A 14,820-nucleotide genomic window follows, 5' to 3' on the forward strand; every position below is an offset into this window, starting at 1 on the left:
GCACGGCGGCTGTCGCTTTGGCACCGGGTTTCAGTGTCGCCGGGTTTCGACAGTGCCATGCAGCGCTACCCCACACATCCACGGGAACAGGGCGTTTGCCCAAGGCGACTTGCGGGCCGGGGTGGGGCATACTCTGGGACATCATGTCCCGGACGGCTTGGAAAACGCCGCCGCGTGCATAAGTCCGGATCAGGAAATGACCTCACACAGGAGAGCCAAGCCCATGCAGTGTCCATTAGACGGAACGACTCTGGTGATTTCAGAACGGAGCGGCATCGAGATCGACTATTGTCCGAAATGTCGGGGTGTTTGGCTTGATCGTGGCGAGCTGGACAAGATTATCGAGAGATCCGTGCCGGTCGCGCCCGAACCGGGATATCCGCGCGAAGAACAGCAAGCGCGCCCCTACAAGAAGAAGCGCGAGTCCTTCCTGAGCGACCTGTTCGACTTCTGATCCGGCGCCGTGTTGCGAGCAGCAGGCGCCGGGACGCGGGTAAGGCGTCTTCCGTGTTGTCAGGGTATTGCCTGGCAAAGGCCGTGAGGTTGGTTGGTCAGGGCCCGGCTGCCCGATGGCAGATGCGCCCTGACTCTTGCTGCCGGCAATGCTTGACTGGCGTGACGGGCGGCCTGTGCAAACCGGCCCTCCACGCCCCTAGTGGATCAGCGCTTCGGCGCCGGCGGCCAGGGATACCACGATCACCACGGTCAGCAGGACCGAGGTCATGCCCAGGGCCAATCCCAGCATCGCCACCAACCCGTCGCGCTCGACGTGTCCGACGCCGAAGACGAAGAGCGAGATGGCCGGAAACCAGCCGCTCAGGGGGACCGGCAGGAACAGGGCGAAGGCAACCACAAAAAGTACGACGCCCAACAGGCGTTCGTTGCGTCTTGCAAACATCGGCAGGTAGCGCGGTGCCAGCACGCGCTCCAGCCTGCGCGTTATCGGTCGCAGGCCCAGGACGGCGCGTCGCAATTTGTCGGGGTCAAGCTTGAGCCGCACCAAAGGTCCGGGGAGACGCACGTGCGGGTAGCCCAGGGCCATCTGGCAGGTCGTTACCAGGAGCGGGAGGGCGGTGATCAGGGTCGACCCGGGCGGCAGGGGGAGCAGGGTAATCAGGGAAAAGACCACGATTGCCCAGCCGAACGACCGCTCGCCGAGGGCTGACAACAGGTTTCCCAGAGTCAGTGAGCCGTTCCTGTGTTGACTGCGGGAGGTTCGCAGAATTGGCAGCGACAGGGATGGCCGTCGTCGCGCTCCATGATGGCGCTGCATCGAAAGATCTTTCACATGACACTGCAGCATATGAGGTTGCGCCCGGGCGTTTGCAATCGCTGAAAGACGGCAGGTGCGGAACCGGCAGAAAAATGTTGTGCCGACCGGGACCGCCGGTTTCATCGCCCGCGACCAACAGGTTTTCGCCGGCAGGAAGGTCGCCGCCTCCGGGTCTGGCGGGACGAATATGTAGCCTGACCGTCGGCCGTGTCAGGGAGAAGCCGGTCGGCTCTCGGCGTGTCGCGGCCCCTCGGACAGAAGGGCCGCGGCGTCTGGGCTTCTGCAGGCTGGCCAGGCCGGGATGGCGGCCTCAGGGCATCGTGACCCGGAAGAAGGGTGCCTTCGCGTCTTTCGCATCGGCGACCGGTTCCAGCCGGGGTCCGTCTTTCGGCGGCAGTGAGCGCAGGTAGGCGATCAGGGCGGCGGTTTCGTTGTCCGTGAGCTCGGCATAGGACATGTAGGGCATGACCGGAGCCAGGGTGCGACCGTCGGGGCGTGTGCCGTTACGGATCGCATCGGCGATCTCGGTATCGCTCCAGGTGCCGAGGCCATCGGCGCTGGATGTCAGGTTCGGCGGCCAGAAGATGCCGAGTCCGGGGAGTTCGAAGCCGACGGTTCCGCCGGAGAGGCCGGCCTCGGCGATGGGCACGCCGTTCTGGTCGCGGGGCATGTGGCAGCCGGCGCAGTCCATGATGCGGGCGAGGTGGGCACCTTCGGCGACGGGGTCGGCGGAGGCGGCGGAGGCCAGCGCGGCGAGGGCGGCGGCGAGGGCGAGAGGTTTCAGGGACATATTGAGTGCTCCGTTGTGGGTTGGGTCGCCCGGCCGCGGGGGCCGGGCGGGAGTGGATCAGGCGGCGCGGCGGTTGGCGACGGCGGTCTGGCGGCGGAACAGGCGGTTAGGGTCATGCCGCGCCCTGAGCGTCTCGAGGTCGCGCTGGGCGGCGGCCGAAAGCGTGGGCAGGTTGCGGCCCGGGCGGTCGAGGTCGGCCTCGCCGACGTAGGCACCGGTGGAGAGCAGTTCGAGGTTGGCCGAAAGGTCGCGCAGCCAGGTCATGTTGGCCTGATCCGCCTCTTCATCCTCCCAGACGCCGTAGGTGGCCGCAAAGAGGCGTCCGGCGACGGAGAAGGCCGAGATGGCCGGCAGGGGGCGCGCGTTCGAGCGGAGGGTGACCAGGCCGAAGCTTTTCGGCGAGGGCGCCCGGCCGACGGCCAGCGCGATCTGGGCCAGCACCGGTTCGATATCCGCCTCGGACCAGGCGCAATCGACGCCATAGCGCGCGCCGGCCGGGGCCGAGGCGCCGGTGATCCCGTAGAGCGTCTGGAAGCAGGTGGGCATCGGTCCCATCACCGCAACCGGATTTTCCGGCGCGTCCTGTCCGAAATCGTTCAGGATGGCGTGGGCTTCGGCCTCGGATGAGGCGAAGACGGTGGCGATGGCGGCGATCATCGGGCCGGCGGGCGACTGTTCGACCTTGGCGGTGAATTCGACGATGGTGGGCGCGCGTTCGACCGCGGCCTCGGCCCAGGCGGCGACTTCGGCCACGCGGGAGGCGGGATAGACGCGGACGAGCGTGGTCATCGCGCGGGGCGCTTCCCTGAGGGCGATGCGATAGGCGGTCACGATCCCGAAGAAGGCGGGACCGGCACCGCGCACGGCCCAGAAGATGTCCTGGTGCGCGTCTTTGGAGGCTGTGACGAGGCGGCCGTCGGCCAGCACCACATCGACGGAAATCACCGAATGGCAGGCAAAACCCCAGTCGTTCGAATTCCAGCCGATGCCGCCGCCGAGCAGGTAGCCGCCCATTGGCACGCTTCCGCAGTGCCCGACCGGGAAGGCCAGGCCGTGGCGTTCGAGCGCCGAGGCGAGGCGGGTGTTGGTGGCGGCGGGGCCGATGGTGGCCTCGCGGGCGGCGACGTCGATGCGCAGGGTATCCAGCCCGCCGAGGTCGATCACCATGTCGGCCTTGGCCGCGATGCCGGTGAAATGGTGGCCTCCGGTGCGCGCCGAGAGGCCGAGACCATTGGCGGCGGCATAGCGGACCGCCTCCTGCACGTCGGCGGCATCGGCGGCGCGGACGATCACGCGGGCCTGCCGCGCGGGCTTGCGCCCGTTCCAGATCAGCGCGTCGCAGGCGGCGGCGTGGTCGGCGTCAAATACGGTGATGACCGTCCCGCGGATGCGGGATTTGAGAATGTCGTATGTCAATTTTCAAGGCTCCTGGGGACCGGCTGCGCGCCGCCTGCGCCCCGGGGGGCGAGGCGGCGGTGCCGGCTTGTTCTTGGTTCATGTCCGGCCGGCCTAATTGCGGGCCGGAGTGCCGCGGGAGATGTCACGGCGCGAAGGCGCGTGCATGCTAAGGGTTTGCGCGCGAAAGGCTCACGAATGCTAAAAGAAGGCTCACGCCGCCGCGCCGGCCTCTTCCAGGCGGACCCGGCAGCGGGTGACGAGACGGAACCGGCCGCGTCCGGCCTTTTCGATGGCCATGCAGGCGCAGCGTTCTTCGAGGCGCTTGCGCAGCAGGATCAGCCGGGCGTCGAAGTTCTCGGCATGGGTGGGCAGGCGCAGCACCGGATCGAGCCGGAGTTCGCGGGTGGTGAATTCGGTGCGCCCGGTCTCGTCGTGTTCCTGAAGGATGCGCCAGAGGATGGCGCCGGCGACGCCCTTGATCAGATAGTCGTTGCCGAGAAAGACGCTTTGGTCGGCGGCGAAGTAGCGCACGGCGACGTCGCTTTCCGTGAGTGACGGCAGGGGGGCCGCGTCGTTGAGCGGCGGATCCTCCTCCTGGCGCAGCAGCGCCATGCGTGCGCCGAGGTGACCGGCGACAAGCGCCAGCGCGTCTTCCTCTTCATAGCCATAGCGCAGGATCTGGTCGTCCTCGGCGAAGAGGACGGCCATGACCTCGCCCCCGCTCATCACCGGCAGGGCGATCTGGCTGCGCGGGGCGGCGAGGCCGGGGAAGGGGATGCGGGCGGGGTCGTGGGCGATGATGCCGCTTTCGCGGGCGATCTCCCGCACCTTTGCGCCGTAGCGGTATTCGCTGGTCATATGCCCGATGCGGATCGGGCTGGCGAATTTCGAGGCCACGCCGATCACGCCTTCGCCGGACGCGACCTCGGCGCCGACACCGCTGTGGGGATAGCCGTGCGAGGCGACGGTGTAGAGCGAGCCTTCGGCCTGATCGGTGACGAGGATGATCGACCAGCGGATGCCGAAATCGCGTTCGAGGCACTGCGTGGTGCAGTCGAACAGCTCTTCAAGCTCGGTGCAGGCGTCGAGCGAGGCGCAGGTGCGCCGGGTTGCCGCAAGCAGCGAGGTGCGCGCCGGCGCCGGGCGGATGGCGACGGGCAGCGGCTCGATCTCGCGCACGGTGAAGACGTCGGCGCCGAGCAGGCGGAAGACACCCTCGAGCCCGTGGTGCGAGGCAATCCCGGCCAGCTTGGCCTTCATGCTCTCGAACAACGGGCCGCTGGTCAGCGTCTCTTCGAAGTCGAGAGAGAGGCGGTATTGCGCGAGGGTTTCGGAATCGAGGATCTGGACCGTGGCGCAGCGGGTTGCCAGCAGATTGGCGCGGGTCTTGTTGAAGAACTGATAGGACAGCGCGACGCGGTGCGGATCGACATAATGCACCTGGCTTATCATCGAGACATTGGGCATGCCGTCCAGGTCGCAGGTGGCCAGCAGCGAGGAGGCGACGCCTTCGAGCGCGCCGCGGATCGCGTCGAGGCAAAGCGCGCTCACCTCTCGATCTCCTTTCCGGCGCCTGGGCCAGGGGTCTGGATGAAGACTTTTGCGGGCACGAATTCGACCGCGACAAGGTCGGCATCGGCATAGGGCGCGTAGCTCGCCGCCTGTTCGGCGGTATAGCCGAGCTCGACCAGGCCCTCGCACAGAAGCGCCTGCTGGCGGTCGAGTTCGGGCAGGTCGTCGGGGCGGGCGTAGGCGATGCGCGCCTGCGGGGCCTTGACCTGAAAGGAGGTGTGGTCGCGCGCCGAGGTCATCGTCGCCGCGACGGCGCTTCCACCGAGGATGGCCTCGATCAGCTGGGTGTTGGCGCGCCGGTCGAGAAGAATGCGGAACAGCCGCTGTCCGTTGATCCGACAGCCGACTCCCAGCCCGAGGACCGGTCGGCCGTTCGCATCACAGGAGGCGACGGCAATGCCCACGCCCGACTGGGCAAGAGCGATCAGGTCGGCCGGGACGGTAGCCGGCCCTTCCTGCAAAGCGTTTGCCGAAGGAATGCTGCTGCCTGATGGCATGGTCACTGTCCCGAACCGCCGCCCGCCCGGCGGCGCATTGCGGCAATTTATGCGAAGGCGGGGCGAACACAAAGCGGAATTGCGGGGGCGGCGGCCGAACCCGTGGCCCGGCCGGCAGGCGCGCCGCATCCGGTGGCAGCGACGCGGCGCATGCGCCCGTCGTCGGGCCGGCAGGTGAGACTTACCTCCTCTGTCGCGGGTCCCGGAGACCGGTTACGCGCAGGTCTGCCGCCGGATCGGGCCGCAGGCCGGGGCCCGGGCTGACCCGGTCCTGTCCGGTCGGCGACACGCAGATGAAGCGGCCAGTGGCGCGTGCTGCGCCGGGCGATATCTGCAGGATTATGGCCCAGGACCCTGGGCCAAGGCCCTATCGGGCGACGCGGCGGCGAAGGACCTGGCCTGGCCGGTGCCCTGTGGGGGCCGCGTCTTCCCAGACCGGCACCCCGTTCACGAGCACCAGATGGATCCCGTCGGCCCGCCGCGTGGGCTCTTCGAACGTCGCCCGGTCGCGTACGAGGTCGGGATCGAACATGGTGATGTCGGCAAAAGCGCCTTCACGGATCACGCCGCGGTCTGCGAAGCCGAACTCGGCGGCGGTCAGGCCGGTCATCTTGTGCACGGCGGTTTCCAGGCTGAACAGGCCCTTGTCGCGGCTGTAATGGCCCAGGATGCGGGGGAAGGTGCCCCACAGGCGCGGGTGCGGGAATTCGTCATGCGGCAGACCGTCCGAGCCGATCATCGTCGGCTCGAAGGCCAGGATGCGGCTGACATCCTCCTCGTGCATCCGGAAGTAGACCGCGCCGGCGGGCTGCAACTGGGCGACCGCCTCTTCCATCGAACATCCCAGTTCCTCGATGACCCCGGCCAGGTCACGGCCGGCAAATTCGGGGCGTTTGCGCGACCAGGTGACGACGGTGCGGCCGGACTTGCTGGCATGGTCGTAGGTCAGGATCGTGGACGAGGCGGTATAGGGGTAGCAATCCAGGCTGACCTTCTGCCGGTCCATTTCGGCGGCGATGACTTTCAGCGTCTCGACCGATTGCCCATGGACCGAGGCGCCGGCGAGCTTGTGGTGGGAGATGAGGCTTTGTATGCCCAGCGTCCGCCCGATGGTAAAGGTCTCGTCGAGCGAGTTCATCGTTCCCTCGCTCTCGTCACGCATATGGGTGGCGTGCAGGCCCTGGTGGGGCACCATGGGGCGGCAGACTTCGATCACCTCTTCGGTCGTCGCGGCCTTGGCCGGAGGATAGGCGAGGCCGGTCGAGACCCCGATCGCCCCTGCCTCCATCGCCTCGGCCACCAGTTCCTGCATCCGGTCGATCTCGGCCGGGGTGGCGGCACGGGTCAGGTCGTCCATCACGATGGCGCGCAGCGTGGTATGGCCGACATAGCAGGCGGCGTTCACCGCCGCGGGCGTGTCGTGCAGCGCGGCGAGGTAATCGGCGAAGGTGCGGTAGCGATACCATTCCCCGGTGTCGTCGAGCAGATCGAGAGGCGGGACCACGGGGCGGGAGACCGGCGAAGGCATCGGTGCCAGCGAGATGCCGCAGTTCCCCGCGACCACGGTGGTGACGCCCTGGCTGACCTTGGGCACCATCGCCCCGTCGGCCAGCAGCATCCGGTCGTCGTGGGTGTGGGCGTCGATGAAGCCGGGCGCGACGGCCAGTCCGGTGGCGTCGATGGTCCGCTCGGCGGTGCAGTCGGCCAGCGCGCCCAGGCGTACGATCCTGTCGCCCCGGATGCCGATGTCGCCGGCGAAGCGCGCGGCGCCGGTGCCGTCGATCACGGTGCCGTTCAGGATCAGCAGGTCAAAATGTTCGCTCATGGTCGTTCCTCACACCGGGCAGAAATTGCGGAAGTCCCAGTGCCGCCCGGGCGCGGCCTCGAAGAGCTTCCTTGTGTAGTCTTGTTCGGGATGGCCCAGAACGCGTTCGGCCGGGCCGTGTTCGACGATGCGGCCCTGGTTCATCACGAAGATCGAGTCGCAGATCCGGGCGGCGACGCGCAGGTCGTGGGTGATGAACAGGATGCCGACGCCAATGCGCTCCCGGATCTCGTCCAAGAGGTCCAGAACCTGTTCCTGCACCGAGACATCGAGGGCGGAAACCGCCTCGTCCGCCACCAGAACGTCGGGTTCCAGCATCAGCGCGCGGGCGATACAGATCCGCTGGCGTTGCCCGCCGGAGAACTGATGCGGAAAACGCTCCAGCGCGGACGGCGGCAGCCCGACGAGACGCAGCAGTTCTGCCGCGCGGTGCATCGCCCGGTCGACGGGTTCGCCGAAGTTCGTCGCCCCCTCGATCATGGATCGGCCGATCTTCACCCGGGGATTCAGCGAGCGGTAGGGGTCCTGGAACACCATCTGGATCCGCCGCCGCATCTGCCGCCGTTCGGCCCCGCCCGCCTGGGCCAGCTGCGCGCCGCAGATCGTGATGTCGCCGGAGGTGGGCTGTTCCAGTCCGACGATGCAGCGCGCGACGGTGGACTTGCCGGAGCCCGACTGCCCGACGACGCCCAGGATCTCTTTCTTGCGAAGCGTCAGGTTCACATCGGCCACCGCATGTACCTCGGTGGCGGGGCGGAGGAATTTCTTCTTGCGGAAGGTCTTGTTCAGGCGCTCGACCGTCAGGACGGTATCGGTCTGCAAGGCCGCCCTCGGTTCCGGCAGGAGGCTCGGCACCGAAGAGATCAGCATCCGGGTGTAGTCCTGTTCCGGTGCGCGCAGGATGGCGTCCTTCGCGCCGACCTCGACGACGTTTCCGTCCTTCATCACCACCACGCGGTCGGCGATGTCGGCCACGACGCCCATGTCGTGGGTGATGAACAGGACGGCGGTGTTCTGCCTTTCCTGCATCTCGCGGATCAGGGTCAGGATGTGCTGTTGCGTGGTGACGTCGAGCGCGGTGGTCGGTTCGTCCGCGATCAGCAGGTCGGGTTCGAGGATCAGGGCGATGCAGATCACCACCCGCTGCCGCTGCCCGCCGGACAGCTGGTGCGGGTAGGACTCGTAGATCCGCTCCGGTTCGGGCAGGTGCACGGTTTCCAGCATCTCGAGCGTGCGCCGGCGGCGTTCCGCGGCGGACATGCGGGTGTGCAGCAGCAGCACCTCCTCGATCTGGCTGCCGACCTTCTCGACGGGGTTCAGCGCGGTCATCGGCTCCTGGAACACCATCGACATGCGGGTCGAGCGTAGTTCGCGCATCCGTTCCGGACTGGCCTTCAGCAGGTTCTCACCGCCGAGCAGGATCTCGCCGCCTGTCGGGTGCAGGGCGTTTTCCAGAAGCCCCATGATCGAGAAGGAGGTGACGGACTTGCCCGAGCCGGACTCGCCCACGACGCAGAGGGTTTCGCCCGGGCCGACGTCGAAGCTGACGTTCCGGACCACATCCTTGCCGTCGGAATGTCTCAGGCTGACGGTCAGGTCGCGGACGGACAGGACCGGCGCGGAGGGGGTGTCGCGTGGATCGGTCATGTCCGGTTCTCCATTTTCGGGTCCAGTGTGTCGCGCAATACGTCGCCCAGCACGTTCACGCTGAGCAGCGTCAGCGCCAGCGCGACGCCGGGCCAGAGGACGAGGCCGGGGAAGAGCTGAAAGTACGAGCGGCCTTCGGACATGATGTTGCCCCAGGACGGAATCTCGGTCGGAAGGCCAGCGCCGAGGAAGCTGAGGGTGGCCTCGGTCAGGATCGCCGAGGCGAAGACGAAGGTGCCCTGAACGATCAGCGGCGCGATGGTGTTGGGCACCATGTGCCGCAAGAGGATGCGCCGGACCGGACTGCCGAGGGTGATCGCCGCCTCGACGTAGGCTTCGGAGCGGACGTTCAGGATGACGCTGCGCACCAGCCGCACGACGCGCGGGATCTCGGGGATGGTGATCGCGACGAGCACCGTCATCAGCGACGCCCCGGTGAGCGAGATCAGCGCGATTGCCAGCAGGATCGAGGGGATCGCCATGACCCCGTCCATCGTTCGCATGATGATCGAGTCGAGCGCGCGGAAATAGCCAGCGATGACCCCGATCACGAGGCCGATGGCGACGCTGACGATGGCCGCCCCGGCCCCGACCAGCAGCGAGACGCGCGCGCCGTAGAGCACGCGGGAGAAGGTGTCCCGCCCGTAAGCGTCGGTGCCCAGCGGGTGGTCGGCGGTGGAGCCCGACAGCCGCTCGGCCGGGTTGATCGCCACCGGGTCCGATGTGGCGAGCAGGGGGGCGAACAGGGCCATCAGCAGGACCAGAACGAGGATGACGAGCGAGATCAGCGCCGGGCCGCTGCCGAAGGCGTGCCGGAGACGGCGCAGGACCAGGCGTCGGCGTGAAACGGGCGCGGCTTCCTCGGGGGCGGAACCGGCGGGTGTCGCGGGTGCGAATTGGGTCACGTGATGGGCCCTCAGTAACGGATACGCGGATCGAACACCGTGTAGAGGATGTCCACCACGAGGTTGATCAGGATGTAGGTGAAGGAAAACAGCAGGATGAGGCCCTGAATGACGGGGTAGTCCCTCGCCAGCACCGCCTCGACCACCAGCCGCCCGAGACCGGGGAGGTTGAAGACGGATTCCGTCACCACGACCCCGGTGATGAGCGAAGCGACCCCGATCCCGATGATGGTGACGATGGGTACGGCCGCGTTGCGCAGCGCGTGGCGCAGCAGGATCCGGGTGCCTGTCGCCCCCTTGGCGCGGGCGGTGCGGATGTAATCCTCGCCCAGAACCTCGATGATGCTGCTGCGGGTCATGCGGGCGACCAGCGCGATGTAGACGCCGCTGAGGGCAAGCACCGGCAGGACCAGGCGTTGCAGGAAGGGCAGGAGGCCGTCGCCCGGCGGGCGGTAGCCCTGCACCGGAAGCCAGCCCAGCTTGAGCGCGAAGAGATAGATCAGCACGTAGCCTGTCACGAAGATCGGCACGGAAAAGCCCATCACCGACAGCGCCATGACCAACCGGTCGAGATGGCCGCCGGGCTTGCGGGCGGCGACGATCCCCATCGGGATCGCCACCAGTATTGTCACCGTCATGGTGCCGACGGCCAGCGCCAAGGTCGGACCGACCCGGTCGCCGATCATCTTCAGCACCGGCACCCCGGACAGGAGAGAGACGCCGAGGTCGCCGGCCAGGATGTTCCGGCACCAGGTGACGAGCTGGACGAGGATCGGTTCGTCCAGCCCGAGGCTTTCGCGGATTTGCGCCATCTGCTCCTCCGTCGCGTCGTTGCCTGCGAGGATGGCCGCGGGATCCCCCGGGGTCAGGCGCAGGATAGCGAAGATGACCACGGCGACGACGATCATCACCGGCACCGCGGAGAGCACACGCTTGAGAACATAGGGGAGCATTGGCAGGCCTTAGTCTTGCTTGGAGACGTTCCAGAACAGGGTGATCGGACTTTCGAGGAAGCCGCTCCACTGGGCGTTCCAGGCGGCGGGGATTCGGAACTGTCCGAGCGGACCGACGACACCCTCGTCGATGGCGATCTTCTGGATCTTCTTGGCGATCTCCTTCTGCTCCTCGACCGTGGCGGCCTTGGCATAGTCGAGCCGCAGCGCCGAGATCTCGGGCACGTCGGGCCAGCCCGCCCAGGAGGCGCGGCCGTCGGTGGCGAGCGGCGTGTTACCGAACGGATCGCCGCTGGTCGCCAGGATGCTGTAGGTCGAGAAGATGTTCCAGCCACCCTCGGACGGCGCGTCCTGATTGCCCTGCTGCGCCGCCAGGGTCTGCCAGTCCATCATCTTCATCTGGACGTTGAACCCGGCCTTGCGCAGCGCGTCGCCGATCACGATCGGCTGGGGCATGACCATGGCGAGATCGGTCGGCGCCATGATGACCACCGGGGTGTTGTCATAGCCCGCTTCCTTCAGCAGCTCCTTGGCCTTGTCGATCTGGCCGTTGACGACCCATTCCTTGCCGTATTCGTCGCCGTTGACGTTGCCGCATCCCATGATCGCCGCGCAGGTGCGGTAATATTCGGGGTTGCCCACAAGCGCCTGCATGACGGCGTTCTGGTCGACCGCCGCGATTGCGGCCTGGCGCACCAGCTTGTTGTCGAACGGGGGATAAAGCCAGTTCATCCGGAAATAGGTCCAGGCCCCGAGCGGATCGAGGATGGCGGTCTTGATGTCGGCAGAGTTCTCGACCAGCGGCAGCAGGTCGAAGGGCACCTGCTGGATGAAATCCACCTCGCCGCTTTGCAGCGCGTTGATGGCGGTCATCTGGTCCGGCATGGTCAGCCATTCCACCCGGTCGACCTTCACGTCCTTGCCGCCGGCGGTCCAGCTGGCCGGTTCGTCGCGGGGCACATAGTCTTCGAACTTCTCGTAGACCACTTTGATGCCCGGCTGGAATTCATCCTTCACGAAGACAAAGGGCCCCGAGCCGACAAATTCGCTGATGGCCTCGCTGGCGGGGGTCTCGGCGATGCGCTTGGGCATCATGAAGGGCGCGCGCGAGCTCATCTTGGACAGTCCCGCGAGCAGCAGCGTCGTGGGGGTGTTGAGCGTGACGGTGAAGGTCTTGTCGTCGACCACCTCGATCGCGTCCACCATGGTCATCAGCGGCTTGGCCGTGCTGTCGACCTGCGCCCAGCGGTTGATCGAGGCGACGCAGTCCTCGGCCGTCACCGGCGCGCCGTCGTGCCATTTCAGCCCGTCGCGCAGGGTGAAGGTGTAGGTCCTCTCGTCTTCGGACACCGTCCAGTCGGCCATCTGCGGGCGGACCTTGAACTCTGAATCCACGCCCAGAAGCGTGTCGTAGATCATGTAGCCGTGATCCCGGGTGATGAAGGCGGTGGTCATGATCGGGTCGGTGATCCTGAGACCGGACTGCATGACGACCTTGAGCGTTTCGGCGCTTGCCGCCGTCGCTCCGAGCGCGATCGCGACGGCCGCCGCGATTGACGCCAGCCGGTTGCGACCGGCTCTTGCGATAGTGTTTTTCACTGTTCTTCTCTCCTTTTACTCTGTTGGACTCTGGATGAAGGATCTGTCAGCCGCGCTTGGCGAGCTGCGAAATCGTCGAATTCGGCGAGATGTATTCGAGGCTGGTGCGGACCGAGATGAAGACCGGTCGCCGGGCCGAAAGCGCCTCTTGCAGGGTTGGCCGGATCTCGTCCGCGCGGTTGATCTGGAAGGCGAGGGCGCCGAAGCTTTCCCCCCAGGCGCGGAAATCGGGGTTCTTGAGGTCAGTCATCGCCAGACGGTTGGGAAAGGTCTTTTCCTGGTGCATCCGGATCGTGCCGTAGGAGCCGTTGTCCGAGACCACGAGGATCGGGGAGGCGCCGTATTGCATCGCCGTCGCCAGTTCGTTGCCAGTCATCAGCATCCCGCCGTCCCCGGCGAAGCCGATCACCTGACGGCCGGGAAAGCGGAGGCTCGCTGCCACCGCCGCAGGCACACCGAAGCCCATGGCCCCCGAGCAGGGACCGAGCATCCGGCGGTTGCCGCCGAAGCGGATCGCCTTCTGCACCCAGGCACCGAAGTTGCCCGCGTCGCTGGCGATGATCGCGTCGTCGGCCAGCATCGCGTCGACCGCGCGCACGAAGGCGCCGAAGACGACGCCGTCCTCGGCCTCGGCCGGGCCGTCCCACTGCCGCAGGCGCAGGGCGCCCGCGTGCAGGTCGTGGCACCAGTCGAGGTGGGCACGTCGCGGAGCCTCCGGCGCGACCGCGGCGAGCTGGGACAGCACCTCGACCGGGTCGGCGGCGATGCCGAGGGCGAGATCGCGGAAGCTGCCGAGCTCGGCGGCATCGGGCCAGACTTGGACCACCGGCTGCGCGGGGCAGGGGGCGGCGGGGAAGCTGTAGCCCTGGCTGGTCACGTCGCCCAGCCGAGCCCCGACGGCGAGAACGAGGTCGCTTTGCGACAGCGCCGCGATCAGGGCGCCCGGCGCACCGTAGCCCATGTGCCCGGCGTAGTTCGGATGGTCGTTGTCGATCACGTCGATCTGGCGCACAGCGGCGGCGACCGGAAGGCCAAAGCCTTCGGCCACCCGCAGCAGCGCTGAGCGCCCGGCCTCGGTCTGCAACAGCCCGCCTGCCACGATCAGCGGCCTGCGCGCGGCGGCGATCTGTTTGCGCAGCGCCTCGATGTCCGACGTGGCAGCCGCCGCCCGCGTCGGGCCGCGCACCGGCACCGGCGCTTCGGCCACGGTTTCCTCGAGCATGTCCTCGGGGAGCGAAATCACCACCGGCCCGGGTGTGCCGGCCCGGGCGCGATGAAAGGCGGTAGCGACGATATCGGCCAGGCGGGCGGGGTCATGCACCTCGGCCGTCCATTTGCACATCGGCGCGAAGAGGCGGGCATGATCGACCTCCTGAAAGGCATTCATGCCGAGGTGCGGGCGTTCGACCTGACCGACGAAAAGGATCATCGGCACTGCGTCCTGTTGGGCCGTGTGCACCGCGATGGCTGCATTCATCGCGCCGGGGCCGCGGCTGACGAAGGCGACGGCGGTTCGGCCGGAGAGCTTGGCGTCTGCCACCGCCATGAAGCCCGCGCCGCCTTCGTGCCGGGCTGTGACGACCTGGAGATCGGCTGCATCGACCATCGCATCCAGCACGCTGAGGTAGCTTTCGCCCGGGACGCAGAACACCCGGTCGATATCGTGCTGGATCAGTGACGCCACGAGGATGTCGGCGGCTCGGTTCATTCTTCATTTCCTTTGGGCTTCGAGGCGCGTGCCGCTTCCAGCGTGTGCAGGGATTCGGCGCGCAGGTTTTCCGGCAGCGCGGTCAGCATCAGGTCCACGGCGCTCCAGATCCGGTCCCAGCCGTCCGCCGATCGCAGCGGCACGCCGAGAAAGACATCCTCGGTCTTCGCGCGCAGGGACAGATAGAGGACACCTGCAAGAAGGACGCTGACGAAGGCCGGAACATCGGCCTTGTCCGTCAGTTCGTCGAGCCGGTCGATGAAGGTGCGCGCTTCCCGTTCGCGCTGGGCGCGAAGACGGTCGCCAATCTCGGTGCGCTCGATAAGTTCCCATCGCCGTACCGCCGCGACGGCCTCGTCCTGGGAGAGAACCGCCTCCTGCTCGCGCAGCATTCCGGTTATCAGCGCTGACGGCGTCAGGTTGCTGGTATCTTCGGAACGCAGCACGCCGGCCCTGCTGCTCCAGTAATCGTGGCCCTTCATCCAGACGAACATCAGGCCCGGGAGCCCGTCGAAATACCGGTAGATCAGCTCTTTGCTGACGCCCGCCCGCTTGGCGATGGCATTGATCCCGACGCTCTGCATGCCGCCCTCGATCAACTGGGCCTCGAGGGCTTCGAGAATGGCCTGCTCGGTTTTTTCCCGGCGCGACAT

At 67.2% G+C, this 14,820-nt stretch carries 13 protein-coding genes; 1 reads left to right on the top strand and 12 read right to left on the bottom strand.

Going from position 1 to position 14,820, the window contains the following annotated elements; genetic code table 11:
- Positions 1 to 223: 223 nt before the first annotated feature.
- On the top strand, positions 224 to 454 hold the full coding sequence (locus tag ACFO5X_RS17940) for a TFIIB-type zinc ribbon-containing protein (protein ID WP_380719560.1): 231 nt from the start codon (positions 224 to 226) through the stop codon (positions 452 to 454).
- Between the two features lie 198 nt (positions 455 to 652).
- Here the strand turns inward: ACFO5X_RS17940 and ACFO5X_RS17945 are convergent, their stop codons facing one another.
- The 12 genes from ACFO5X_RS17945 to ACFO5X_RS18000 form a co-directional block, all read right to left on the bottom strand.
- A complete protein-coding gene (locus ACFO5X_RS17945) occupies positions 653 to 1,303 on the bottom strand; it encodes an exopolysaccharide biosynthesis protein (protein WP_380719562.1) in 651 nt (216 codons plus the stop codon).
- A 280-nt stretch (positions 1,304 to 1,583) separates the two neighbouring features.
- Positions 1,584 to 2,063: a c-type cytochrome gene (locus ACFO5X_RS17950; protein WP_380719459.1), complete on the bottom strand. Its 480-nt coding sequence runs from the start codon at positions 2,061 to 2,063 to the stop codon at positions 1,584 to 1,586.
- Positions 2,064 to 2,120: 57 nt separating this feature from the next.
- Positions 2,121 to 3,479, bottom strand: a complete 1,359-nt coding sequence (locus ACFO5X_RS17955) for an FAD-binding oxidoreductase (protein WP_380719461.1) — start codon at positions 3,477 to 3,479, stop codon at positions 2,121 to 2,123.
- A 192-nt stretch (positions 3,480 to 3,671) separates the two neighbouring features.
- The gene (locus ACFO5X_RS17960; protein ID WP_380719463.1) at positions 3,672 to 5,012 is read right to left on the bottom strand and encodes a pyridoxamine 5'-phosphate oxidase family protein; all 1,341 of its coding nucleotides are present in this window, start codon (positions 5,010 to 5,012) and stop codon (positions 3,672 to 3,674) included.
- Positions 5,009 to 5,530 (bottom strand): hypothetical protein, encoded by a 522-nt coding sequence (locus tag ACFO5X_RS17965; RefSeq protein WP_380719465.1) that lies wholly within the window; start codon positions 5,528 to 5,530, stop codon positions 5,009 to 5,011. Before ACFO5X_RS17965 ends, ACFO5X_RS17960 begins: the two co-directional genes overlap by 4 nt.
- Before the next feature lie 367 nt (positions 5,531 to 5,897).
- The gene (locus ACFO5X_RS17970; RefSeq protein WP_380719468.1) at positions 5,898 to 7,355 is read right to left on the bottom strand and encodes an N-acyl-D-amino-acid deacylase family protein; all 1,458 of its coding nucleotides are present in this window, start codon (positions 7,353 to 7,355) and stop codon (positions 5,898 to 5,900) included.
- Positions 7,356 to 7,364: 9 nt separating this feature from the next.
- Positions 7,365 to 9,002 carry a dipeptide ABC transporter ATP-binding protein gene (locus ACFO5X_RS17975; RefSeq protein ID WP_380719470.1) on the bottom strand — a complete coding sequence of 546 codons (1,638 nt, stop codon included), beginning with the start codon at positions 9,000 to 9,002 and terminating at the stop codon, positions 7,365 to 7,367.
- Positions 8,999 to 9,835, bottom strand: a complete 837-nt coding sequence (locus tag ACFO5X_RS17980) for an ABC transporter permease (protein ID WP_380719564.1) — start codon at positions 9,833 to 9,835, stop codon at positions 8,999 to 9,001. The genes ACFO5X_RS17975 and ACFO5X_RS17980 overlap by 4 nt, the downstream gene beginning before the upstream one ends.
- 83 nt (positions 9,836 to 9,918) lie before the next feature.
- Positions 9,919 to 10,860 (bottom strand): ABC transporter permease, encoded by a 942-nt coding sequence (locus tag ACFO5X_RS17985; protein WP_380719472.1) that lies wholly within the window; start codon positions 10,858 to 10,860, stop codon positions 9,919 to 9,921.
- A 9-nt stretch (positions 10,861 to 10,869) separates the two neighbouring features.
- Positions 10,870 to 12,459: an ABC transporter substrate-binding protein gene (locus tag ACFO5X_RS17990; RefSeq protein WP_380719474.1), complete on the bottom strand. Its 1,590-nt coding sequence runs from the start codon at positions 12,457 to 12,459 to the stop codon at positions 10,870 to 10,872.
- 46 nt (positions 12,460 to 12,505) lie between these two features.
- A complete protein-coding gene (locus tag ACFO5X_RS17995) occupies positions 12,506 to 14,167 on the bottom strand; it encodes a thiamine pyrophosphate-dependent enzyme (protein ID WP_380719476.1) in 1,662 nt (553 codons plus the stop codon).
- The gene (locus ACFO5X_RS18000; protein ID WP_380719566.1) at positions 14,164 to 14,820 is read right to left on the bottom strand and encodes a TetR/AcrR family transcriptional regulator; all 657 of its coding nucleotides are present in this window, start codon (positions 14,818 to 14,820) and stop codon (positions 14,164 to 14,166) included. Before ACFO5X_RS18000 ends, ACFO5X_RS17995 begins: the two co-directional genes overlap by 4 nt.

The organism is Seohaeicola nanhaiensis (assembly GCF_042654245.1).
In the GTDB taxonomy this organism is placed as follows: domain Bacteria; phylum Pseudomonadota; class Alphaproteobacteria; order Rhodobacterales; family Rhodobacteraceae; genus Seohaeicola_A; species Seohaeicola_A nanhaiensis.